General features: G+C 50.6%; 18 protein-coding genes. 8 read left to right on the forward strand and 10 right to left on the reverse strand.

The window, feature by feature from the left end; all coding sequences use genetic code 11:
- Positions 1-18 precede the first annotated feature (18 nt).
- A complete protein-coding gene (locus tag F5I99_RS05810) occupies positions 19-747 on the forward strand; it encodes an ankyrin repeat domain-containing protein (RefSeq protein WP_191905947.1) in 729 nt (242 codons plus the stop codon).
- A gap of 339 nt (positions 748-1,086) precedes the next feature.
- On the opposite strand, the gene F5I99_RS05815 is transcribed toward F5I99_RS05810, so the two are convergent.
- The 4 genes from F5I99_RS05815 to F5I99_RS05830 form a co-directional block, all read right to left on the reverse strand.
- The gene (locus tag F5I99_RS05815) at positions 1,087-1,947 is read right to left on the reverse strand and encodes an IS3 family transposase (RefSeq protein WP_191905919.1); all 861 of its coding nucleotides are present in this window, start codon (positions 1,945-1,947) and stop codon (positions 1,087-1,089) included.
- Positions 1,944-2,255, reverse strand: a complete 312-nt coding sequence (locus F5I99_RS05820; protein WP_151053310.1) for a transposase — start codon at positions 2,253-2,255, stop codon at positions 1,944-1,946. Before F5I99_RS05820 ends, F5I99_RS05815 begins: the two co-directional genes overlap by 4 nt.
- Positions 2,256-2,413: 158 nt before the next feature.
- Positions 2,414-2,809, reverse strand: a complete 396-nt coding sequence (locus tag F5I99_RS05825) for a hypothetical protein (RefSeq protein WP_151054084.1) — start codon at positions 2,807-2,809, stop codon at positions 2,414-2,416.
- Positions 2,806-7,125, reverse strand: coding sequence for an RHS repeat-associated core domain-containing protein (locus tag F5I99_RS05830; protein WP_151054085.1), 4,320 nt, complete (start codon positions 7,123-7,125; stop codon positions 2,806-2,808). Before F5I99_RS05830 ends, F5I99_RS05825 begins: the two co-directional genes overlap by 4 nt.
- Positions 7,126-7,521: 396 nt before the next feature.
- On the opposite strand from F5I99_RS05830, the gene F5I99_RS05835 reads away from it, so the two are divergent.
- The 3 genes from F5I99_RS05835 to ttcA all read left to right on the forward strand — a co-directional run bounded on the left by F5I99_RS05835 (position 7,522) and on the right by ttcA (position 11,176).
- Positions 7,522-8,490 (forward strand): IS30 family transposase, encoded by a 969-nt coding sequence (locus F5I99_RS05835; protein ID WP_151054086.1) that lies wholly within the window; start codon positions 7,522-7,524, stop codon positions 8,488-8,490.
- Between the two features lie 38 nt (positions 8,491-8,528).
- Positions 8,529-10,169: a methyl-accepting chemotaxis protein gene (locus F5I99_RS05840; RefSeq protein WP_151054087.1), complete on the forward strand. Its 1,641-nt coding sequence runs from the start codon at positions 8,529-8,531 to the stop codon at positions 10,167-10,169.
- A 95-nt stretch (positions 10,170-10,264) separates the two neighbouring features.
- Positions 10,265-11,176, forward strand: coding sequence for a tRNA 2-thiocytidine(32) synthetase TtcA (ttcA, locus tag F5I99_RS05845; protein ID WP_151054088.1), 912 nt, complete (start codon positions 10,265-10,267; stop codon positions 11,174-11,176).
- Between the two features lie 4 nt (positions 11,177-11,180).
- On the opposite strand, the gene F5I99_RS05850 is transcribed toward ttcA, so the two are convergent.
- The 5 genes from F5I99_RS05850 to F5I99_RS05870 form a co-directional block, all read right to left on the reverse strand.
- Positions 11,181-11,894 (reverse strand): YebC/PmpR family DNA-binding transcriptional regulator, encoded by a 714-nt coding sequence (locus F5I99_RS05850; protein WP_151054089.1) that lies wholly within the window; start codon positions 11,892-11,894, stop codon positions 11,181-11,183.
- Positions 11,895-11,985: 91 nt separating this feature from the next.
- Complete coding sequence (locus tag F5I99_RS05855; protein ID WP_151054090.1) at positions 11,986-13,230, reverse strand: NAD(P)/FAD-dependent oxidoreductase; 1,245 nt, start codon at positions 13,228-13,230, stop codon at positions 11,986-11,988.
- Positions 13,231-13,461: 231 nt separating this feature from the next.
- Positions 13,462-14,613 (reverse strand): peptidoglycan -binding protein, encoded by a 1,152-nt coding sequence (locus tag F5I99_RS05860; RefSeq protein ID WP_151054091.1) that lies wholly within the window; start codon positions 14,611-14,613, stop codon positions 13,462-13,464.
- Complete coding sequence (locus F5I99_RS05865) at positions 14,613-15,461, reverse strand: hypothetical protein (RefSeq protein WP_225307572.1); 849 nt, start codon at positions 15,459-15,461, stop codon at positions 14,613-14,615. The genes F5I99_RS05860 and F5I99_RS05865 overlap by 1 nt, the downstream gene beginning before the upstream one ends.
- Before the next feature lie 131 nt (positions 15,462-15,592).
- Positions 15,593-15,796, reverse strand: coding sequence for a YgaP family membrane protein (locus F5I99_RS05870; RefSeq protein WP_151054092.1), 204 nt, complete (start codon positions 15,794-15,796; stop codon positions 15,593-15,595).
- Between the two features lie 135 nt (positions 15,797-15,931).
- Here F5I99_RS05870 and F5I99_RS05875 point away from each other — a divergent pair, with 135 nt between their 5' ends.
- The 4 genes from F5I99_RS05875 (at position 15,932) to F5I99_RS05890 (ending at position 23,522) form a co-directional block, all read left to right on the forward strand.
- On the forward strand, positions 15,932-16,657 hold the full coding sequence (locus F5I99_RS05875; protein ID WP_151054093.1) for an AzlC family ABC transporter permease: 726 nt from the start codon (positions 15,932-15,934) through the stop codon (positions 16,655-16,657).
- The gene (locus tag F5I99_RS05880) at positions 16,657-16,977 is read left to right on the forward strand and encodes an AzlD domain-containing protein (RefSeq protein ID WP_151054094.1); all 321 of its coding nucleotides are present in this window, start codon (positions 16,657-16,659) and stop codon (positions 16,975-16,977) included. Before F5I99_RS05875 ends, F5I99_RS05880 begins: the two co-directional genes overlap by 1 nt.
- Positions 16,978-17,080: 103 nt before the next feature.
- A complete protein-coding gene (locus F5I99_RS05885) occupies positions 17,081-22,066 on the forward strand; it encodes a diguanylate cyclase (protein WP_151054095.1) in 4,986 nt (1,661 codons plus the stop codon).
- A 46-nt stretch (positions 22,067-22,112) separates the two neighbouring features.
- The gene (locus F5I99_RS05890) at positions 22,113-23,522 is read left to right on the forward strand and encodes a hypothetical protein (RefSeq protein WP_151054096.1); all 1,410 of its coding nucleotides are present in this window, start codon (positions 22,113-22,115) and stop codon (positions 23,520-23,522) included.
- A 24-nt stretch (positions 23,523-23,546) separates the two neighbouring features.
- Here F5I99_RS05890 and F5I99_RS05895 read toward each other — a convergent pair whose 3' ends face one another.
- Entirely contained in the window at positions 23,547-24,797 is a 1,251-nt protein-coding gene (locus tag F5I99_RS05895) for an NAD(P)/FAD-dependent oxidoreductase (RefSeq protein ID WP_151054097.1), read from the reverse strand.
- Positions 24,798-24,886: the final 89 nt, after the last annotated feature.

Consider the following 24,886-nt stretch of genomic DNA (forward strand, 5'->3'; position numbering starts at 1 on the left):
TTACAGGTAGGAACAGCTATGAACAACAAACAATTTCCAGCGGATCAATATTTTGATGAACCGATGGTAGCATTTCTAAATGCAGTTAAACGAAACGATCGTCAGCAAGCACAGTCGGTACGTGATCAAGGGCTTGATTTGAATATCAATGGTCGTGAAGGCATCACACCACTGATGTGGATCATTATGCAATGGGATCTTCAAGCGACGGAGTTGATGTTGCAGTTGGGTGCGGATCCAAATTTTCCAGTTAAGTATTCAAATAGGCTGGTTGGTGTCACTTATAGTCAACCACTGGCCATAATTGCTGGTGGTAATAATACCGCTTTACTGAAATTGTTGTTGCAGTATGGTGCAGATCCTAATTCTACAAATGCAACAAATCAGCGTCCTTTATTCAAAGCTATAAGCCAGGATAACTGGGAGCATTTTGAAATTCTGCTAGCGGCCGGTGCTGATATGGATGCAGTGGATAATTCAGGTGCTAATGCTGCTTTACATGCTGTTTACGTTAGTAGATACGCATTTGCTTTGGAATTAATACAACGAGGATCTGCACCAAACTTAATCTCGAGTACAGGAGGCTCTATAGCCACTAATTTATATAAGGTAGAATCTGATTCGCGTATGCAGTTTGGACCACTGCTAGAACAGATTAAAGCCCTTCTAATCGAAAAAGGCATCCCTTATCCACCGCCAACCCCAGCCGAGCAGCGTGAAATCCGAGCAAGGCTGCAGACGCAATAAAAAGCATACAATGGATAGTTATAGTTGATGAAACCAACGCAAATGGACATAACTGACACCAAAGAGCAGAGCATTAGAGATCGATTGATGCGTATGGCCTGTTTAATCTGATAGGCTTGCTCTTTGTGCTTATCTTTATGGCGGCTTGTATTGATCAAGGAGGGTTAATGCAGCACAAGCTGACCTCCCTCCGACCTGGTTCGGTCACATGAGTGTTGCGGTTATTATCTGAATTCAGGAAACGTTCCTTGTTGAATGGCTTTCATGCTGAAAGTTTATTCATAACAGTCTGGTTATATCAAGAAGGCTGAGCTTCCCCCAATAAAACGGACGGTTTAATTAAGAGGCGTACTTAGCCTCGTATTCCACTGGACTGATATAGCCCAGATAAGAATGCCGTCTGCGCCTGTTATAGAAGACTTCAATGTATTCAAACAGGCTTTTCTTTGCTTCATCTCTCGACCGATAGTCCTCGTCGTAGACCAGTTCCGTTTTCAGCGTTCCGAAGAAGCTCTCTGCCACAGCGTTATCGAGACATTCCCCTTTCCGGCTCATGCTGCAAAGTAGTTTGTTTTCCTTTAGTAGCCGCTGGTAGCTGCCCGAGGCATAGGTGCTTCCCTGGTCCGAATGGACGATAACTGAGTCTACCTTACCTCGACGCCAGACAGCCATCGTCAGGGCATCCTGGACAAGCTGAGCGTTATTCTTGTCTCCCATTGCCCACCCCAGCACCTGGCGTGAATACAACTCAATCACCACGGCCAAATACAGCCAGCCTTGACGCGTAGGAATGAACGTCGTGTCCGTCACCCAGGCTTTATCGGGTAAATCGACATCGAACTCACGCTTGAGCCTGTCTGGCGCTGGCTGCATAGTATTCTTTGAGTCGGTAGTGATTACAAATCGGCGTGCCATTTTCGACTGGATGTTATTCTCTCGCATCAGTCTGGCTACACGCTTTTCACTCACCGCTTCACCCGATTCCAAAAGGTCTCGGTGAATACGGGGTGAACCGTAGATCCCACGGCTGGCCTTGTGGAACAGTGATATCTTCGTCACCAACTTCCGGTTCTGCTTGGCACGGTCGCTCTCTGGCCGGTTGCGCCAGTCATAGTAACCACTGGGTGATACCTCCAGGGCCTGACAGAGGCGAATAACGCTGTGATCTTTGCTGTGCTCACCAATGAATGCGTACTTCACTTGAATTCCTTCGCAAAGTACGCCGCGGCCTTTTTTATGATTTCCAGCTCCTCCTTCAGCCGCTCATTCTCCCGCCGCAGAGTGGTTAACTCACTCTGATTCTCTTTCTTGGGGCGGCCTCTGTTTCCTGAGAAAGCCTGTTCAGCCTGGCTTTGAAGCTGCTCCTTCCACTTGTAGAGCTGGTTTCGGCGAATCCCAAGCTCCATGGCAATCTCGGCAGCTGGCCTTCCAGACTCTTCCATCATCCGGATGGCCTCTTGCTTGAATTCCTTGGTATAGGTTTTATACGGCTTACGTTTCATAATCATGTTGAACACTCCTTAGCCAGCATTGTCGCTGATTTAAAGTGTCCGTTAAACTAGGGGAGGTTCAAGAAGACCCCTTGAACACTTGAACACGTTTGGCAATTTCGTGCGCCCAAAAGATGTGCCCAAGTCTCTGGATACGCAGCCACATGTCCTAAAGCTCAGAGGTCAAAAAAATAGAAAATCACACCCAAAAATATGACCACTATCGTAATCCATATATTCCTTTTGGATTGAATCGCTACTCGATTTTTTTCTTGATCTCCATACCCTGACAAATCGAATATAAATAGCTCAGATACATACGCCAAAAACAACAAACATAAAAAACCAAAAAGTAAGATAATTGCTATTTGCAACCCCTTTGTCATGAAAAGGAATAGCAAAGCAAACAAGCCAATAGAAGCACCAAAATAGGCAAGGAGTTTTGTAAAATCATGTCGTCGAAACTGCTTTTCACCACAATATCGACAAGTAAATGGAAAACTCCTACTGGCAAAAACAGATTTGAAAAAAGCTGTTTTTGCTCCACAGCCTGGACATTTTTTTCTTATCATTCTAAATCCACCCCTAATGCCCCTTGCACCAACTCAGAGGTATCAAGAAAATCACCTCCAGCCTCCGAAGCCCTCAACGCTCCTCCTGTAATCGCCATTACATTTAACCCCATTCCAATCGCTCCTCCAGTACCCACTATCGTGGCGACCGTAGCTCTTCCTGCAATTTGCGATTGAATAACAGGATCATTCATAACCACCTGAGTCGCCAACTTGTTTGCCATATCAACTTGCTTCGCGACTTCAGGATCGTTGTTGCAATCATGGAGAGCCCTACCTATGCGCCTTGAATTTTCGACATTTTGAGCACAAGCCGTAGAGAAACCTTCACATACGACACTCCCACCAGTAACCGCTGTTCGAACAACATCCTTAGGATAACTAATGGCGCCCTTTACAAAGGCTTTTGTCTGAGCCCACCACCCTGTATCTCTCTTTTGTACAGAAGAATAATTCCCTAACTCGGGATCCAACCCCAACGGATCCACCCACCCCGTCGGGTTGGCTACATACGCATAACTATTTAATCCCCCCGCCAATCCAATCGGATCTTGGGTGATATACCGCCCTTGTTTGGAATCATAGTAGCGATAGCGGTTGTAGTACAGCCCGGTTTCTTCATCCTGCCATTGCCCCTGAAAACGTATCGGTTGTTGTAGGTTCGGCACCGTGCGTTCGTCTTTGATGGCTGCCCAGTCATCGGGTTCTGCGCTCCAGAGGAGGTGGCCGTCTTCGTCGATCAGTTTGGTCGGGGTGCCGAGGTGGTCGGTGATGAAGGCGCTGTATCGGGAGGTGTCGATGTTTTCCTGTATCAGTTGCTCGAGTGTGATGCCTTGGGCTTCCAGTGCATTCACACCCAATTCATCCACCCGAAACAACGGCACAAAGGTGCCGGGTTCGTAGAACACCGTGGTGCGTTGCTCGCCGTCGTCTTCGTGAACGAGTTGATCTCCGTTCCAACCGAAGCGGGTCATGTGTACGGGGCTACGGTCGGGGATGACTTGCTTGCAAATACGACGTGAGAGAGCATCGTAAACATAATAGATGCGCAAGTTCGGAAAGCCCGGTTGTTGGCGTTCTACATAAGAGAGCCTGTTCAGTGCGTCATAGTGGTAGCGCTGTTCGTCGTGGTGTGTGCGTTTTTTAATCAGGTTGCCGGCCGCATCGTAACTTAATTCGGCGTCTTTGTGTTGGGTGACCCGGTTGTTGTGCCACTGGGCTTGTTGCGCTGACGTGCCATAGCCGATGCGATTGCCTTCGGTGTCCAGGGCGTAGTGGTGTGATGTAACCGCACCGCGTTGATTGAGCTGGCTGGCGGTTAAACGCCCTGCCGGATCGTATTCAAAGGTCTGAGCAAGCTGAGTGAGCAGGGGATGCCCGGGTGCTGACGCAGGTGTTGACTGGGTGATGCCGGTTAAGCGGTAACGGGCATCGTAGTGGTATTGATTGATCTGAATCGGATCGCTGTGGTCAGACAGGGGGTGTGTACCCCCCAGGTAGATATCGCGTTGTGCTTCCAGTAAACCTACTGGGCTGTAACGCCGTTCCCGGGTGAGCAGGGGGGCCGCCTGATCTCTGACCTGGATCTGGCGTTTCTGTTCACGATGCAGGGCATCGGGTTCAATAGAGAATTCCAGGGTACCCAGGCGTAATGCGAGTAGATGCCCACTGCCATACGTGAGCCAGCCCATGGGATGCTCACCCTGTTGGGTTAGCGTGGGTAGGCCCTGCGAGTTGTATTCGGTTTGATTATGCCACTCCCAGACAACCTCTTTAACCGGTATAGGGGGCAGGAATGGGTCGCATGCCGGTGGCTCGGCTTCAGCACGTTGCAGTGCGAGGTGCGCGTTTTTATGCCATTGCTGTTCAATCAGGAGCGCCCCGGAGGGATCGTAAGTCCATTCAACCCGCGCATAAATATTATCCGCCTGGACCAGGCGACCGACAGCATCGTAACGGAAGTGCTCCACCTGTTCGGGTGTCATTTCAGTAGCAGGCAGTTCACGGGTCAGCAAACGGCCGAGGGCATCATAATGCAAGGTCGTGGATTGCGTTTCGCCATTGACCACTTCCTGCTGCTGGATCAGATCTCCGCGCAGGTTATAGGTATACATCCGTTCACGGCCATCAAAGCCGACCTCGCGCACCACCCGGTCCAGGGTGTCATACTCAAACGCATAGGTCGCGCCATTGGCGTTGGTGATCTCAATCGGACGACCGGCCAGGTCATAACGATAACGGCGGGTATGTCCATTGGCATCGGTCTCGGCGATGACCTGGCCTTTAACATCGTAGCGCAGTGACTGGAACACCCCGTTGGCATCGCGGGCTTCACTCAATAAGCCCTCGTCATTGTAGGTGTAGTGCAACTGACTGCGATCCGGCAAGATGACGGCGGTGCGTTGGCCAACAGCGTTGTATTCGAACCGGGTGACCTGCTCCAGCGGATCAGTGACTCGAATCAGTTGCCCGAAGGCATCGTATTCGTAACGGGTGGTCTGATCAGAGCAGTCGGTGACACTGGCCAGCTGGCCCAAGTCTGTCCAGGTATAGTGGTGCGTTGCGCCTTCTGGATCAATGCGTCGTGTGGGTCTGTCCGGTAAGCTCGGATAATCATACTCAATCTGCGAGGTGTGCTGAAGAGCATCAGTGATGGCAGAGATATTGCCCTGATCATCATATTGAAACTGATGGGTTGCACCATCAGGAGCTTGGGTCTGTGTCAGACGTCCATTGGCATCCCGTTGGTAGCGGTAGTGCTGTTTATCCGGTAGAGAAACATAAATCAGCTGACCGTAGCCATCACGTTGATAACTGGTGACGCCACCCAATGGGTCGATCTCAGATAACCGCTGGCCCTGTTTATTGTAGCTGTAGTGAATTTCACTACCGTCCGCGCGGTGATGTGCACTCCAGCGTAGATTAGGGCCGCTGCCGGTAAAGGCATAACGCTCCTCACGTCCGAGATTATCGGTGACACGGGTGAAGGTGTCTTGATAATCATATGTGCGTGTTAGGCCGTCTTCTTCAATCTGTTTGAGTACCTTGCCTTGCGGGGTGTGCTCGGTCCATTCGTAGTGCATGGTGCGACGGCCCGGCTGGGTGTAACCGGTTAGTATATGCTGAGTCCATTGATACTCAATTACGATTCGATGGGTACGATCGCGGGCAGCGATTAAATCACCCGTGGCGTTGTAGTCAAATTGAACCAGTTGGCAGGCAGCTTCGCCATCGACATCGACCGCATTTAAGCGCACCTTGGGGTCGTCAGGTTCGGGGTTGGCAGCCACTTGATAATGAAACTGGTAGCGTCGGCCAGCACTGTCAATCACCTGCTGAATCAGACCGGCGGCATCACGTTCATAGGTGGTGCCGTAACCCTGTTGGGTATATTCAGCGGCTAGCTGCCAATCCAGTGCACAGGGTTTAAGCAGATAGACACGCTGGCCGGTGGATACGAAGTAGAGATTTTCATCAAGAGTTTCAGATTCAGGTAGACCGTTAAACGCGGGGTGCTGGCTTGGATGTGGGTTTGTGGACTGTGTGGGTTGTTGATCGGATAGGTCTTGAACACCGCCACGGGCCAACCAAAATTGTTCAGAATCTGAATAGACCACAGCACCGGGGGCTAATTCTGAAAAGCGAATCCGCCGACCATGGGCATCATGCAAGATCAATTGATTAACTGGCTGATTCGTGACTTCGGTGCTGTGCTCTAATGCGAAGTCGTCAAACTCGGCTAACGCATCCGTGGCGTCTGTTCCATTAGACTCCGGTGTTTCTATAGGCTCGAGGGTTAAACGCAAGTTGTTGCCCGTGACTGACCAGCCTTGCCCTAGTATACCGATGTTGGCATTGCTGGAAACATAACCACGGCTAAAAACAAACGGAGCCGGTGCTGGCAACGCAAAGTCAGTGGTGGCGGGCAGTAACTTGGAGCCGAGAATCGGGTTAACCGGATTGCCACAATTGGGGGAGCAGGGCGCAATTTGGTCAGCTTCGCCTTCACCTGAACTAGCGGCTGCGCCATCACCGATCAGCACAGACCCCAGTCCACCGATAATCACCCCGCCATGGGCGGTGGAATCGGTCATACGTGCTGCAGGGCGGCCATTGATAAACACCGTGGCAGAACCACTGACAAGGGTATCCGGAGGGCCATTGCACACCAGGCTATCACCCACACGCCCAGCCGGTTGATTGCCTATAAAAACATCGCTAGAACCACTGGAAATGGGGCCGCCAACATGCGGGGTTTTACCGGTAACGGCAGGACAGCTGTGGTTGTCGCCTAAACGTGCAGAGGGCTTGCCCATAAAACACTCCTTGTTGAATGACACCCATGCTGATGATTTACATGAGACAGCCTACTCCCTGATGACTGCGAACGAACTATAACGCGATTTGGGAAGTTTGCCAAATGCTAACCCAGGGTTTAGATCAAGTTGGCTGACCCCTTGAAGACAGGGTTTAGATCAAGTTGGCTGACCCCTTGAAGACCGACCCCTTGAAGACCCCTTGAACCGTTGTTTGGAGATATTTCTATTGTTTTTTTGAATTCAGGTTTACTATTTAAGGGAGGCCTTAAGGGTTTTATAAGGCCTGAATTCAGATAATAACCGCAACACTCATGTAATGGGCCAGGTCGGAGAGAGGCCAGCTACCGAAATGTGGTAGCCTTATTTTTCGACCAAAAAAAATGAGATCTACACATGAGTTATCGGCAGCTGACCGAGGGACAACGATACCAGATTTCGTCGTTTCTCTCACAAGATTTTTCACAGCGAGAGATTGCAAGAAAACTAAACATTGCACCTTCGACCGTTAATCGAGAGTTGCGACGTAACAGAGATGAAGCAGGTCAATATGACCCCGATAGAGCTCAACAGTACTCATTATTTCGCCGTTTAAAGCCAAAAGCTAAGCGAATATGTGAGAACACAAAGAATGCCGTTGATTTCATGCTCGAACTTGACTGGAGTCCTGAACAGATATCGGCTATTTGCATTAGGATTGGCTACACCGTCAGTCACGAGTGGATCTATAGCTATGTACTGGCTGATTTCAATGAGGGTGGCGCTTTGTTTACCCATCTGAGACATCGGTTAAAACGTTATAAAAAGCGGCTTCACAAGCAGCGGGGCCGTATCCTGGGTAGGCGCTCAATACACGATAGACCTCGGATTATTGATGATCGAGGCCGCTATGGTGACTGGGAAATAGACACGGTCATTGGCAAACAAGGAACGGGGGCTATCGTGACTATTTTAGAGCGAAAAAGCCGCTTTTATTTAGTTAGGAAAGTGACTAGTAAACGTGCTGATGCGGTGGCTGCAGCAACGATAGATATGCTACAGCCTTTTAAAGCTTTGGTTCACAGCATTACCGCCGACAACGGCTTAGAATTCGCTGATCATAAACGCATTGCTCGTGAACTGGATACTGATGTTTACTTTGCAGATCCCTATGCGTCTTATCAGCGTGGCGCAAACGAAAATGCAAATGGACTATTGCGTCAATACATACCCAAGGGCACGGATTTGCGGACTGTAACCCAAGCCCTGATTGCAAAGGTTCAAGTAAGGCTAAATCTGCGTCCCAGGAAAATACTGGGATTCATTCAACCAGACGTAATTTTTAAAGAGCAATTGCGACAGAATATGAGCGGGTGTTGCAGTTAATAGTTGAATTCAGGAGGAAATTTATACAAGGTTAGCTTATGAATATATCGTTATCTCTTCGCGCTCGTATCTTCCTGATCGTGCTGCTGGCAGTCATTGGAATTGCCGTACTTACGGTGACCTCATTACTCTCCACCAAACGTGATCTCACTCAAGGCCGTATACAAGTGATAGAGTCGATTGTGGAATCGGCTTATAGTATTGTGGAGCACTATTATACACTTGAAAAAAACGGCGTGATGACGCGCCAGGAAGCACAGAATGCGGCTGGCGAAATGCTCGTTGCTGGACGTTATGGCGGCGAGGATGGTAAGGCTGAATATGTCTATGCCTGGACACTAGAGGGTGTGGGTGTTGCGCATGTTAATCCCGCTTTCATCGGCAAAAATATGCTCAATGAAATTCGTGATGGAGAAGGCCGTTATATCCTTAAAGAGATAGTAGCTGGCCTGAGAACGCAGCCTTCCGGGGCATTTTTGGACTCTGGGTTCGTTCGTCCCGGTGGTACTGTTCTGGTGGATAAGTTACTTTATTCAAAAACATTTCAGCCTTGGGGATGGTTTATTGGCACCGGCATTTATATGGATGATCTGGCCGCCGACCTGCGACAGCAACTACTTAAAGATGGTTTGGTAGCACTGTTTATTTTGCTGGTCATTGGCGTTTCCGGCTACCTGATTGCCCTGAGTATTTTGCGACAAGTGGGTGGTGAACCTGCGCTGGCTATTGATCTGATGTCCAGAGCGGCTAAGGGTGATCTGACTATACATATAGATAACGCGCCTCAGGGTAGTTTACTGGCCGGGCTTGAATCGATGGTTTCATCTATCCGTGCCACCGTGATCGAAATTCGTAATGAATCAAAAAATGTTCACAATAATGCCAATACCATCAATCAGGCCTCAGCCGATGTCGCACAGGCGGCTAATGATGAGTCGGAAGCGATCACCTCCATGGCTGCGGCTATTGAAGAGATGACGGTGAGCATCAGTCATATTTCTGAGAGCGCAAAAGAGACTGAAGAGAACTCACGTTTTGCTGCCAAAATGGCGCAGCAAGGGGTGACGCAGGTTAGCTCGGCCAGCAATGAGATCAATAAAATTGCTGACATGGTCAAGGTGGCTTCCAGCAAAGTGGGAGAATTGAATGCCAATGCCAGCCAAATATCATCCATTGCCAGCGTGATTCGCGAAATTGCCGAACAAACTAATCTGTTGGCGTTGAATGCGGCTATTGAGGCCGCGCGTGCCGGTGATCAGGGGCGTGGTTTTGCTGTCGTTGCTGATGAAGTGAGAACGCTGGCAGCACGTACGGCTACGGCAACCAGCGATATTGAGAAAATGATTGAAGGTGTGTTGACGGGTACCGCACAGGTGGTTGAAACTATGGAGACCGCTTTGCCCCAGGTAGAGGCCGGTGTCGTGGCGACAGAGTCTGCAACGGCGCTATTAGCGCAGATCAGGCAGGGTGCTGAATCGACATTGGTGAGTGTCACGGGTGTGGCGAATTCGACCCAGGAACAGACACTTGCAAGTAGCAGTATTGCTGAAAAAGTTGATCAGATTGCCCAGATGATGGAGATCACCAGCGGTGCCATGCACTCTACCGCAGAAAGTGCCAAAGAGTTGAATCATATCGCTTCAGAATTGAATACGATGGTGAGCCGCTTCAAGTGTTGATGGTTGAGGTTATGTAAATAGATGCGGTTAATTCGACAGCAGGCTATACTATTGCCCCTTTGTCGAAGTCGAATTAACCCGTTTGCGGAATCTCCATGACCAGCTGCTCAGAAACCCAGGACAAAAAACTCAAAACCCGTCAGAACAAGTTGCAAAAACGTTTGCGACGGGAAATGGGACAGGCCATTGAAGCCTTCAATATGATTGAAGACGGTGACAAGGTCATGGTGTGTTTATCCGGCGGGAAGGATTCATTCGTGATGCTCGATATCCTGATGAATCTGCAGAAGAGTGCGCCGATTGCCTTTGAGCTGGTGGCTGTTAACCTGGACCAGAAACAACCGGGCTTTCCGGAACATGTCTTGCCACATTACCTGACCGAGTTGGGTGTGCCTTTCCATATTGTCGAGCGCGATACCTATTCGGTGGTGAAGTCGGTGGTACCGGAAGGTAAAACTACCTGTGCACTTTGCTCCCGCTTGCGTCGGGGCACCTTGTACGGTTTTGCTGAGCAGATCGGGGCTAACAAGATTGCCTTGGGGCATCATCGCGATGATATTCTGGAAACCTTCTTTCTGAATATGTTTTACGGCGGCAAACTCAAGTCCATGCCACCTAAACTGGTATCCGATGATGGCAAAAATATGGTCATTCGTCCGCTGGCTTATGCGCGTGAGAAAGATATTGCTGCCTACGCCGAACTGCGTGGCTTTCCAATTATTCCGTGTAATCTGTGTGGCTCACAGGAAAATCTGCAGCGTCAGGTGATCAAGGAGATGTTGCAGGGTTGGGATAAAAGCCACCCTGGTCGCATTGAAACCATGTTTCGTTCTTTGTGCAACGTGGTGCCATCACACCTGGCCGATGCGGAGCTCTTTGATTTCAAAAATCTGCAATTGGGGTATGCTCACGGCATCATGGATGACGCAGAGGACTCATCAGAGCTGCCCAGCCACCCGAAGGCGGCTGTACAGGTGATGGAGCGGATCGATATTCTGTCTTTATGATGGATTAGTCGACGTTATGGTAGATGTTCTGCACATCGTCCAGGTCATTCAGTAGATCGATAAAGCGCTCGAACATCGGCTGGTCTTCTTCGCTGATCTCGGTGGTGGTCTGTGCCAGGAACTGGATGGCATCCACTTCGTAATCGATTTCGCCGAAGGCGGCCGCGAGTGCCTGTTTGGCATTCGAGTATTCGGTGTGCGGTGCAAAGATGGTGATCATGCCGTCTTCATTCTCGATGTCGGTAACATCGACATCGGCCATCATTAGCGCTTCGAGTACAGCTTCTTCATCATCACCTTTAAATGCCAGAATGGCACAGTGATCGAACATGTGGCTGACGCTGCCTTGTGTACCGATTTTACACTTGGTCTTGGTAAAACAGTGACGTACATCACCGAAGGTGCGGTTAGGGTTGTCGGTCAGACATTCTACGATCACCATGCAGTTGCCTGGACCAAAGCCTTCGTAGCGGGCTACTGAGAAATCTTCACCGCCAGCACCTTTAGCTTTGTCGAGTGCTTTATCGATAACATGAGCGGGCACCTGATCCTTTTTGGCACGTTCTATCATGCCACGCAGGGCAAGGTTACCGGCGGGATCTGTACCGCCTGATTTGGCGCAGACATAGATCTCACGAGCGTATTTACTGTAGACCTTGGTTTTTTGATCGGCCGTTTTGGCCATGGATTCTTTGCGGTTCTGATAAGCGCGACCCATGCGGAGAGTCCTGTATGGTTACTATCGGGTTAAAAAATTAGCCCAATTTTACGCATAAACGTGAAATTGGGCCATTTAATTTTTTAACGACTTAGAAACGGTCGGCGCGGAAAGGCTGCATGTCGATAGCAGTTTTTTCGTTATCCATCATTTCACCCAGTAGTCGGCCCGTGGCTGGACCCAGGGTAAAGCCCTGATGACCGTGGCCAAATGCTAACCACAGGCCGGGGTGTCTGGGCGCAGGGCCTATCACTGGTTTCATGTCCGGCAAGCAGGGGCGAGCGCCTTTCCAGGGTTCTTTGTCGGCGCGCTCACCTATCGGGAAGAGCTTGCGGGCGACTTTTTCAGCGGCCTCCAATTGGCCATAAGCTGGTGGTGCATCCAGGTTGGCCAGTTCCGCACCGGTAGTCAGACGAATGCCCGCTTTCATCGGCTCAAGCAGATAGCCTTTTTCTGCATCCATCAGCCAGTAATTCAGAGTGGATTTTATGCTGGGCTGTTGGTAATGCATATGATAACCACGTTTAACAAACAGCGGGAAACTGTAGTTCAGTGGTGCCAGGTAGTCTTGTGACCAGGGGCCCAGGGCAACCACAACCTCAGCAGCATCATGACTGCCTTTGGAGGTGGTGACTGTCCAGTTGTTAGCTGAGTTTTGTACGATGGTGTTCAGCTCGGCTTCAAGAAACTCGCCACCCTTGGCTTCAAAGTCTTTGGCATAGGCTTGCACTAAATCGCCAGGTGATTCCACCATCCAGGAGTTCTGCCAGTGGATTGCTCCACAAATATCGGCTGAAAGGCCGGGTTGCATTTCATCCAGCGTCGCCCGGTCAATGCGACGTGAAACGACGCCTTGTTTGGCGGCTTCCTGGGCTTCCTGGTGACGGGCATCCAGCTCGGCTTCGGTGCGGTAGAGCTCCAGCCAGCCTTTTTTCTGTATCAGTGCGTCGGCTCCGGACGCTTTAATCATCGGGTCATGTTCCTGGGTAGACAGGGCGATAATTGAAGCATATTCAGGAATGATTTTTTTATAGCGTCCTGGAAAAGAGTTCAGGTAGTAGCTAAGCAACGGGCTGGCCGCTGCAAACATGCCGCTGGGTTTATAGCGGATATCAATACTGCGATTTGGCAGTACCCGCAACAGGGTTTTCAGGTCATGAGGAAACGCATAGGGTCTGACGGCCTCGCGTTGAATAATACCGGCATTGCCGAAAGAGGTTTCCAGTCCTGGTGGACGACGGTCAATCAGCAACACCTTGCGGCCTCGCTGCACCAGATGCCAGGCAATGCTGACGCCTACTATACCGGCACCTAATACGATGGTTTCCCGAGACATTACTTTCTCCTGCTGAAGAAGGTTAATTTATGACTAAGAATTCATTCTAGCAGAAGGTTTTTAATTTTCCTGTATGTGTTTGATATTTAAAAATAATATTTTGTTATGTGCTATTTTTGCAGAATTAAACACTGCTTTGTGGCTAAAAAACAGGATTTACTGCTTATTTTTAAAACGCGGTTTGAGGTGTTTCTCCCCGTCGGCTCCCCGGATGACATACACCTCTCGCCCTTAACGATCCGTGAGCTTGATCTCAATACGGCGATTGCGCTGCAAGGCGTCAGTAGAGTTGCCTGGATCGACCGGATAAAACTCACCAAAGCCCGCTGCTGCCATGTGTTTTTGTGGTACTCCCTGTGAGGCGAGGTAACGCACAACGGCTACTGCACGTGCAGTGGATAACTCCCAGTTAGATGGGAAGGTCTCGGTGTTGATAGGCAAGCGATCAGTGTGGCCATCGACCCTGAGTATCCAGTCGACGTCATCGGGGATTTTATCGGCTATTTCCAGCAAGAGTGTGGCGAACTTGTTGAGTTCAGAACGCCCTGACGTGCCGAGTTCGGCTGAGCCTGAGGCAAAGAAAAGTTCAGACGGCAGCAGGAAGCGATCACCGACTATGCGGATGTTTTCATTATCTTCGAGAATATCTCTGAGTCGACCAAAAAATTCGGATTGATAACGCTCCAGTTGATTAACACGTTCAGCCAGAAGGCGGTTCAGACGTTGTCCCAGACCGGCAATCTCAGCCTCACGTTCAGCGCTGATGGTTTCCTGGAGTTGCAGTGCAGCGCTGATCTGTTTCAGTTGCTCCTGAAGGGCATCAATTCGTTGCGTCAGTTGAAGAATAAAGTCCTGCTGAGATGCAGTCAGCTCCTGCTCTTCTTTTAAGGCTGTATCAGTGGATTCTATACTGCTGGACAGCCCGGCAATCTGGCTTTCCTGTTCATCGGCGAGGGTGCGCAGTTGCATAAATGCCGTGCGCTCTTGTTCCAGCTGTGTTTCCAGTTCTGCGGCACGTGTAGCAATTTGCTGTTGTGCCTGTTCGGAAGCATTCAGATCACCTAACAAGCTATCGAGAGCCTGTTGCATCGCTTCTTCGCGGGACAGGCTTTGTTGGTATGAACTGCGCAGACTGGTCAGTTCGGCGGTGAGCTGTTCGGTACGTTCTTCTTCCAGCATCAGCAGGCGGGAAATTTCGTTCAGGCGGTTGCTCAATTGGGCCAGTTCGGAGTCTCGATCAGACAGGGCCTGCGACAAGTAAAGCTGGCTGACCATGTAGATCATCAGCATAAAAATAACCAGCATCAGCAGGGCGGAGAGGGCATCTACATACCCCGGCCAGGCGTTTATCTGACTCCGTTGTCGACGACCGGAACCCAGCATCAGCGATCGTCCTGTTCAGCCAGCTTGGCCGCCAGTTCGGCATTTTCTTCACGCAAGCGTTCCACTTCCCTGAGTGTCTCTATGCCGGAAATATCATAATCCCAGTCATCCGTCAGTACGGTTGGGGCCTGCCCGGTTTGATGGGCTTTCTCAACCAGATGGGTGACACCTGTGAGCCATTCTTCAAGGCCATCATAGAAACGGTTTTGCGCGTGGCCCGCCTGAATGTCGAGGAAACCGAGCAGCAGTGATCCACCCAGTCCCAGCAGGGACGAGCTGAATGCCGTGCCCATGCCCTCCAGCGGCGTCAGCAGGCCGGATTGCAAACTGGAAAAAACATCAGCGAAATTACTTTGTTCCATATCCAGGTTAATAATCACCTGGCCGACGGCATTGATGGTGCCTAACAGCCCCCAGAAAGTCCCTAGCAGCCCCAGGAAAATCAGTAGGCTGATAAAGTAGCGGGTAATTTCGCGTTGTTCATCCAGTCGAGTGCGGATGCCATCCAAGACGGTTCTGAGAGATAATGCAGACAGAGAGAATTTGTCACGTTTGTAGTCTTCACCCAGTTGGCGGGCAAGAGGCTTGAGCAAGCGGGGTTCCTGAGTGACTGATAACCCCATACGTCCGGTACGGAACTGGGCGACCCAGCGAATTTCCGGGAACAACACAAACACTTGCCGATAGGTGATGCCTATCCCGATCAGCAGTACGCAAAATATCAGTGCGTTGAACACCCAGTTAGCCATAAAGGCTGTCTGCAGTGGAACATATATTAAGACACAGATTGCACCGACCACACCCAGAAACAGTGTCATCCAGAACAGCGTGTGTTTGGGGTTACTCATCTTTACCACCCGCCCGATCATCTGATTCAGTAATTATTTGATCATCCATGACTCGGTGGCGGGTGTAAAGGGGCTGGGGTTAAAAAGGGGGTTGAAGTGTCCTTATGACAAATCAGATCCCATTTAAATCCTTAATCAAAGGCCTGACCGGGTTTTACACCCAGTTTTTTCAATATAATAACCAGCGGGCAGAAGCCGGTAAAAGCGGTTTGAAGCATATTTACACCGACAAAGGCGGTAAATAGCAGCCACAAGGGATTGACCCAATGAGCCAGTGCCAGACTGATCAGAATAAAGCTGCCAGCAAAGGCAAAAACGGCGCGATCCAGTGTCATGTCGATCTCCAGGGCGAGGCCGTGCGAAGCGGCTTCGGTAAAGGGTTTATAGTATGCGTAACATCTAATATAAGTTAATGCTAATGTTTTGTCTATCCCTGTTCTGGGGTCATGGAATGAAAGGTGTGAGAGTGAATGACGGTGAGTAAAACAGATGAGTTCTCCGCAGGGGTCAAGGCCACCTTGCCGCTGATCGTGGGTGCCATACCCTTTGGTATTATTTTTGGCACACTGGCCGAAACCAGTGGTTTGTCCGCCTGGGGCGCTATGGCTATGTCGGTCATTGTCTATGCCGGTTCCAGCCAGTTTATTGCGCTGGGATTACTGGCTGCCGGTGCAGCTATTCCGGTCATTATACTGACCACCTTTGTGGTTAACCTACGGCATTTATTGTATGCCGCGAATCTTGTGCCGAAAGTGGGCCACCTGCCGCTACGCTGGCGCATGATGATGGCATTTGGCCTGACCGATGAAACCTTTGCCGCTGTCAGTAACCGTTTTTTGCGCCAGGCATCCATTGAGACGGCACATTGGTTCTATCTGGGCTCGTTTGTGGCGATGTACGGTAATTGGATTCTGTGTACCTTCGTCGGCATTGTGCTGGGTGAAATGTTTCCGGATATGACCGACTGGGGGCTGGATTTTGCCATGTCGGTTACCTTTATCGGTATGGTGGTGCCGTATCTGACCAACCGCCCTATGTGGGGAGCTGTGATAGTGGCTGGCGCTATGGCTGTGGCAACGGCCTTTATGCCACACAAGCTCGGTTTAATTGTCGCGGCTGTGTGCGGCATTACTACCGGTATGTCCTTGCATCTGCTGCAGCAGCGTCGGCAGACTCAGCAACAGGAGGTTGAATAATGCAGGAAGTCTATTTGATACTGGGTATGTTCCTGGTGACTTTCAGTGTGCGTTTCCTGCTTTTTGCCGTCGCTGGCAGGGTGCATTTCCCCTTGTGGCTCAGTCAAGCGCTGGGTTTTGTACCGCCAGCGGTGCTGACCGCCATTATTGTTCCGGCAGTATTGATGCCTGAAGGTGATATCTGGTTGAGTTGGCAGAACCCTTGGTTATTAGCTGCCCTGTTTGCATTTATTGTGGCACTGATACGTAAGGATCTGATGACTACGATTGTAGCAGGCATGCTGGCGTTTATGCTGCTACGCTTTGTACTAGGGCTTTAATACTGGACACAAGACGGCGCATCGATGATTATCAGTCAAAGTGGCGAGGTTTCCTGATCCCGTTGAGCCTCTAATTGATTCTCTTACCTTAAGCATTGAGTAAATGGAACTGTACTTATCTGCGAATGATCTCAGTGATATAACCTTGCTGCAGGAAACGCCCAGGTCAGAGCTCTGGTTAGCGATGCTATCCTCTGAACCTGTTGTGATGAAACGCAGTAAACTCATGGTGCCGGGGGTATCTCATGCTGATATGCTTCGCAATGAGTGCGATCGGCTGCAGCAGTTCCAGCATGAAAAGCTAATCGCTGTAAAAGGGATAACAACCTGGAATGATACCCCTGTGCTGCTGCGGGAGTATTTTGAAGGCCAGCCGCTGGATCTGCTTCTGGCAGACAATTCTTTATCTGAACATCAATTTATACGTTTGGCGGTGGCGCTGGTTGAGGCGGTACAGTCTATTCATGATGCCGGATTTATACATACCCGATTATCTCCTGAACATATTCTGCTGAGTAACGATTTGGTGGATTTTCGGATTCTTGGGCTTGGGCAGGTTTGGCGGCGTGAATCAGAGGGGCAATTTCAGAGTGATATGGCCTTGCTCAATAGCCCTTATCAGGCACCAGAACAGCATCCTCGTTCAGGTGTTCTGGTGGATGATCGCAGTGATATATACGCCTTAGGTGCTTTGTTCTATCTGATGTTGACCGGGCAAGCTCCTGTCGATAGACAAGCTGAGGTGTTGTCAACGTCAGGGCAGCAGATACAGACCAGCCTGCAAAAGCAGTGTCCAGAGGTTGCGCCGGTTCTGGTGCGTATACTGGAAAAAATGCTGGCGACTGATCGGCGTCAGCGTTATCAGACCCTGGAGGCCGTAGCCGTAGATTTGCGAATCTGTGTTGAAATGTCGGAGCGTGGAGCACCGCTAACGGATTTTGAAATCGATCATCTGAGCGATGTCAGTCGGCTGTTCAGTCAGGGGGAGCAATACGGTCGGGAAGCGCTACTAGGGTCATTAGTCACTACGCTGCGTCAAGCCGTAGGCCAGCCTATGGCGACAGTTCTGGTACGGGGAGCATCGGGTATTGGTAAATCCAGTCTGGTTTATGCTGCACAGCAATCTGTCGCCGATCAATACCATTTTGTCCAGGTTAAATATGACCAGTACGCCTCCAACAGTCCGTTTGAAGGGTTGTTTGCTGGGCTACAGCAACTGTTACGTCAGTTGCTGTCCGAGTCATCTGAGCAGGTGCAACGCTGGGGTGATATTTTTCGTCTGGCCCTGGAACAAGATGCTGGCATTCTGGTAGAAGCCCTGCCTGAATTGGCCTTATTCATTGGGCAGCCTCCGGAAGTGGTGGCGCTGCCTGCGGCTGATGCTAAAGTTCGCCTTTATCGTTTGTTGAGTCGTTTTGTGCAAACCCTGGCAAGTATTGACCACCCCTTATGTATATTTCTGGATGATTGCCAGTGGGCTGATACGGCTACATTGGAATGGCTGGAAAATACCCAGCATGAGCAGCCTTCAGTCGTGGTTATCATGGCATTCAGAGATGATGCTGATAATATGACTACTCTGCTAGGCGGTTTTCTGGAGCGTCTTCAAGGGCGACAAACGCTACAACAGGATATCAGCCTGGAGCCACTCAGTGCTCAGATGATTGGTGATTTATTGCAGCAGCGCCTCAAGCTGTCAAACGACGCTGCTGAGGCGCTGGCTATGGCCATCGTTGAAAAAACTCATGGCAATCCATTGTATATGGCGGAGTATCTGCGTCAGTGCCAACTGCATCGGGTGCTTTGGTTCGATCCTACAGCGTTGATCTGGAAGCTGGACTTGCAGCAGCAGGCTAATATACCAGCTAGTGAAAATGTTGTGCAGCTATTGGCAAAGCGTCTGGTATTTTTGCCCAATGAGACGCAGCAGGTGTTGAAAACAGCCGCCTGTATCGGTAACCGCTTCGATAGCGACCTATTGAAGCGATTGCTACCTGATCTGGCCGTCGAGCGGGCGCTGGTCAATGCGCAAGCCGGTGGCTGGTTGATGCGTCAGGCCCCCGAGGGAGAGTATGTTTTTCCTCATGATCGCATACAACAGGCCGCCTATGGCCTGATGGATAAGCCGTCCCTTCAACAGGTGCATCTATCCATTGCTCAGTGTCTCGCAGACAGCGATGCAGTGGAAGCCCGGTTGTTGGAGTGTGTGTATCACTTCAATGTGGCTCTGGAGCAGATTACCGATATCCAGCTGCTGGACCAGATTGGCCGGCTGAATCTGCTTGCCACCGGGGTTGCCAAGAACAACGGTGATTTTCATCTGGCTCTGGGGTACATCATTCTGGCGATGAAACTCTTGTTGCCGCAACAAACTGATCCACAGCTCCGTGCTGAAGTCTTTAAAGAGCGCGCTGAATGTGAGCACCTTTGTGGTCAACAGTCGACAGCATCAAGCTATTATCAGCAGGCGCTACAAGCCAGTACAGATGAGCGACAGCGTACCAGAATCTATGAGCTACTGATTAAATTTCATACCGACTATGGGGAGTTTCAGCAAGCCTTTGAGACTGGCAGGAAAGCCCTGTGTTATCTCGATTTCATGGTGCCAGCTGGCTTTAATCCAGTGAATTTTGCAGCCGATTATCTGCACCTGAAACGTAAACTGCGTGGCTCCACGATAGAGACATTACTGGCCTTGCCTGAGGCCAGCGATGCGCGTATTCGTGATCAGATTTTGTTGTTGTCGGCCATGCAAAAAGCCGCCTATCAGATACGCCCTGAGCTCTGTGTGGCCCTGGCTGCCAAGCAAGTGCGTTTGTGTTTACGCTACGGTAATACCCGAGAAGCTGTGGTGGGCTATATGGTGTTCGGCGTGATTTTTCTGGGTGGCGTCCGTGGTCTTGCTGTGTTGGGGTGTAAGTATGGTCGTTTGTCGCTGGCTATGCTGGAACGTTACAACAACCAGATGCAGAGTGCTGAAGTGCCGTTTGTGTATGGTTACTTTGCACATTCCTGGTTGCATCCGGCCAGTGATACTGAACGTTACTGGCAGCGTGCTTTTGAACAAGGACTTAAAGTAGGGGACTGGTTTCATGCAGGTTGTGCGGTGGCGGGAACCTTGCAGAGTCAGTTGATGCGGGGGCAGCCGCTGGAGCAAGTGTTGCAACAGTGTGATTATTTCCAAGCAACCTTGCAGCGCATCGGCGCACTTGAACATGATCAAGTGTTGGTGGGGATTCGCCAGGTGTTACTCAACCTGCGCTATCCTTCACCCTCCTTGCCCGTGTTTAGCCATGAGGGTTTTGATGAAAACGCTTATCTGAATACATTAAGTCAGTTTGGTTCGCGTCATTTTGCCCATCTGTACTACATCAATAAAATGTGGGTGCTGTACTTTCATGGGTATTATGATGACGCCGCGGCAGTTGCCGTCACCAGTCAGGGGTACATGAAAGACAGCCAGGGCATGTTGCATGCGGCTGAGCATTGTTTTGTGCATGCGTTGATTCTGGCACAAACGCTCCGATCCCATGACGGGCTGAAAATGCACCGGAATCACTTTCGGATTAAACGTTATGCGCGGCAATTGCAGCGCTGGGCCAAGCAGTGCCCAGACAATTTTCTGGATAGAGCGCAATTGCTTCAGGGTGAGCTGTATCGCATCGCCGGGCGTTTTGGCAAAGCGCTGGGATGTTATCAGGAAGCCTGTAAAACAGCTGAATTTTACGGCCATCTTAACCTGCAAGTGATTGGACATCAGCTGACTGAACAGCTGTACACCAGTCAGGCTCAACTCTTGGCCGCCCAGTGTCATCAACTGGAAAAGCGGCAGTTGGCTGAGAAATGGGGAGTGGAGAGCCGATACCTTCAGGCAAGAAGCCCCGGTGCTGTCAGGCAGGCCGGTCAATTCGATCTAGACAGTCTCGCCCAGGCTGTTGAAGTGATTAGTCAGGAACGCCGCTTGCCTCGGTTACTGGAAACCCTGATGACTATTTTGCAAGAAAACACCTTGGCGCGGCGTTGTGTGCTCATGCTGCAGGAGGACCAGCAGTATCTGATTCAGGCCGAATCCTCGGTGGAACGTGCTGAAATCCAGGTGATGCAGAATCAAGCCTATGATCAGACAGCCGATTTGCCACTGCGAGTAATCAATTATGTGATGGCTTCGCATGAACCGATTTTATTAGATGATGCCTGCCACTACGCGGTATTTGCTAATGACCCCTACTTTACCCGTTATCAGGTGCTGTCTGTTCTTTGTGTGCCTTTGATGATTCAAGGGCAGGTAAAAGGGATTGTTTACCTGGAAAATGACACGGCAGCAGGGGTGTTTACCCAGGACCGGTTTGCCTTGTTGCGTTACCTTGGCGGGCAAATTGCTATTTCGATTGAAAACGCGTTGGTTTACCAAAAGCTGGAGCAGAAGGTGGGGGAGCGCACCCAGGATATCGAACGTCAGAAGCAGGAGTTGCAGCATCAGTACGATACCATTCGTCACCTGAACCAGCGACTGACCGAAGAAAATGATGAACGTAAACTGGCTGAACAAAAACTGCAGAACGCCAATCAACAGCTGCAGATACTGGCGACCACTGATGGGCTGACCGGAGTGAGTAACCGTCGTCATTTCAACCAGGTTCTGCAGCAGCAATACCTCTACTGCAAGCGGCATGAATTACCTTTTGCATTGCTGATCTGTGATCTGGATGAATTCAAAGCCTACAACGACCATTATGGACATCAGGCTGGAGACGAATGTTTGATTGCAGTGGCTGAGTGCTTCACCTCAGTGGTCAAGCGGCCTGGTGATCTGGTCGCTCGTTATGGTGGTGAAGAGTTTGCAGTGATTTTGTCTGCCACTGATCGTGAAGGCGCTCTGCACATCGCCGAACAGATTCACCAGGCCATTAAGCAACGTGATCTGGTGCATGAGGTATCTTCTGTAGCCTCTCGGGTCTCCATGAGTATTGGACTGAATGTGGGTCTGGAGGCGAATACGGATCAGTTGATTCTTCGGGCAGACAAGGCCCTGTATCGGGCTAAAAGTGCAGGTAAAAATCGTACCTGTGTTTTTACTGCTGATGACTGAGTCCCTTTTGGATATAAACGCTTGCCAAGGTATTAGGAGATAAACCATGTCGCTAGTCTGCCGTAAACAGATACTTCCTGCTGTTTTGATCGCTACGCTAAGTCTGCCGTTGGCGGCTGAAGTGAACCCTTTTGCCGTGAATGATGGCAACATCCCTGATGCCTCGGAATATGATGGCCCACTGTTTCGGTTTGACTACCAATATCCTGACAACATTCAGGAACCCCTGGAGATGCCTTGGCGCGAGGTGTTAAATGGCATGCCGCTGAATAAAGCCAAGGCGCATGACTATGTGCTGGCATTGAAGCAGTTTGTCGAAGACCCCATGCGTATCTTTGTGACTCAACCCGAGGTGTGGAATCAGCATCCGCAAACAGGCTGGTACAGCATGCTCTGGGCTGGTGAGGACATTCCTGTGACTGGCTGGGAAGGTCGAGATGCCATTTATGGTACCTATACCGGCCAGATTCAGGCGGCCTCAGTTTATGCCGACTCTGGCTTGACCGTGGACGTGCGCAACCATGCCGCCATCTATTACAACCAGACGGCCGCTTATGCGTTAGGACAGGTATGGCAAGACTGTGATGCGGTGACGGGCAGTTGCTCGCCCAGTCTGCTGGCTGGTGAGGCGCAGTTCCCGGAAGGTTCAGTGATTATCAAAGCGGCGGCGGCTACGGCTACACCAGAAGAGTGGCCGGTATTGGAGGGTGCAGCTGCCTGGCAGATCTACCGGCGGCCCTTCAATCAGCAGGGTACCATTCATGATCAGCCACCGGTGGTGACCGATGTGCGTGTGGCGATTTTCGATATTATTGTCAAAGACAGTGTGGCTGCACCCGATACCGGATGGGTTTTCTCCACACTGGTATACGATCGGGATGCCTTGGGTGATGATGCCTGGGACCGGATGGTGCCCTTGGGTGCCATGTGGGGGCTGGACCCGGATGTCAATTCAGCCTTGCATCCAGAGCAGCCGTTACAGCAAACCTATGTCAATCCAGAGGCCCCCGCTTATGCCACTGTAACGCTTGGTTATGGTGGGCGGTTATCGGGCCCGTTTGATATCGCGGTCAAAAATGATGTGTATGTTGATGGCAAATTAGTGAAATCGCTGCGAAGCTCGTCTTGCATGAGCTGCCATGGCACTGTGGCCTATCTGCCCAACAGCGATAAAATGCTGACCTATTTTTATCCGGCCAAACCGCCGATTAGTACGCCGCTGAATATGTACACACCAGGCTCAGACGACTGGAATGCCTGGTTTACAAATCGCTGGGGAGACCAGACCCAAACCAGTGAAACAGGTGCTATTGCGCTGGATTACAGTACCTTTATGGAAATGGTATTGATGAACTATGCCTCACAGCAGTCGCAACAACAAAACCAGCTTAGTGACGAAGCCTATGAGCAGTTCTGGAAAACCTGGCGGCTGCATATTCAGGCGTTCAGACACTGAAATTAGTCGACCGGCCTGGACCCTTTAGTGAAACCGCGTCGCACTAAAGGGTGTCCGGTCAATCGACGAAGCTTCACCCAGCACCAGATCCTTTACCAGTTGGGCTGATCCGGCCGACTGGGTCAGGCCCAGGTGACCATGGCCAAAGCAATAGATCACCCGATCAGACTGGCTAGCATGGCTGATGACCGGTAGGCTGTCGGGCATGGATGGTCTGAAACCCATCCACTGGACACCATCGGCTGTGTTTAATCCGGGCAAAAAGTGCTTGGCTTTGTTGAGCAGTGTTTGTGACCGTTTATAATTCGGTGGTCGTTGCAAACCGCCAAATTCGACCGCACCGCCGACACGAACACCCTCGTCAATACGTGAGACCACGAATCCGTGTGCGGGAAATGTCAGGTGGGTTTTAAGCTCAAAGGCTCCAGCAGGAAGTGTGGTGTTGTAACCGCGTTCTGTATCCAGTGGTAAACGATCACCGATGCCCTGCGCCAGTGATTTCGACCAGGCACCACAGGCCAGAATGATTTTATCGGCTGTTTTGTTACCTTGGTCAGTGAGCAGCGTGACGCTATCTGAATCAGGTTGAATGGCACTGACATGAGTAATGGCGATCTCGCCACCCGCCTCGTGGAAATGCTGGGACAGTCGCTCAACCCAGGTGGCAGGATTGCATACATTCATCCAGGCCGGTGTGTAGACTGCATGGGTGAATTGCTCAGATAGACCGGGCTGAATAGCGGCAATAGCGGCTGGCCCGGTAAGCACTTCTACCTCGATACCCTGTGCCTGTTTTAGTTTCAGGCTTTCCTGACTGGCATTAAACTCGGCTTCTCCCTCGTATAGCTGCAGCTGCCCCTCGCGTCGAATCATCTCTTCAGCCTGCATCGACGTGATAAGCTCTTCCAGACACTGCTTGGACAGTTGCATGAGTGCCGTTTGTGCACGAGTCGATTGTTCATAACGATCACGCCAGCTGGCACGCCAGAAGCGTAGCATCCAGGGCGCAAATGTCAGTGCATAGCCAAGAGGCAGGGAAAGTGGCCCCAGTGGGTCGAGCAGCCAGCGAGGGGCTTTGCGCATAATACCAGGGGTAGCCAGGGGCTCCACTTCGGTAAAGGCAAATGCCCCCGCATTCCCCTGACTGGCCTCCGCTGCAACACCTTTGCGGTCAAGAACCAGTACCTTAAGACCGGCACGTTGTAGCGCCAGAGCACAACTCAGTCCAATGACGCCTGCACCTAGCACAATGATATCTGCATCCTGTTTTGCCATCTGCCAGCCCTCTGGATTAAAAATGTATAGTTACGACTTACAAGTATTCAAGCATAGTATCCTACTCTACTGATATTCTGTACATGCGC

The sequence above is a fragment of the Nitrincola iocasae genome (assembly GCF_008727795.1).
Lineage (GTDB): Bacteria > Pseudomonadota > Gammaproteobacteria > Pseudomonadales > Balneatricaceae > Nitrincola > Nitrincola iocasae.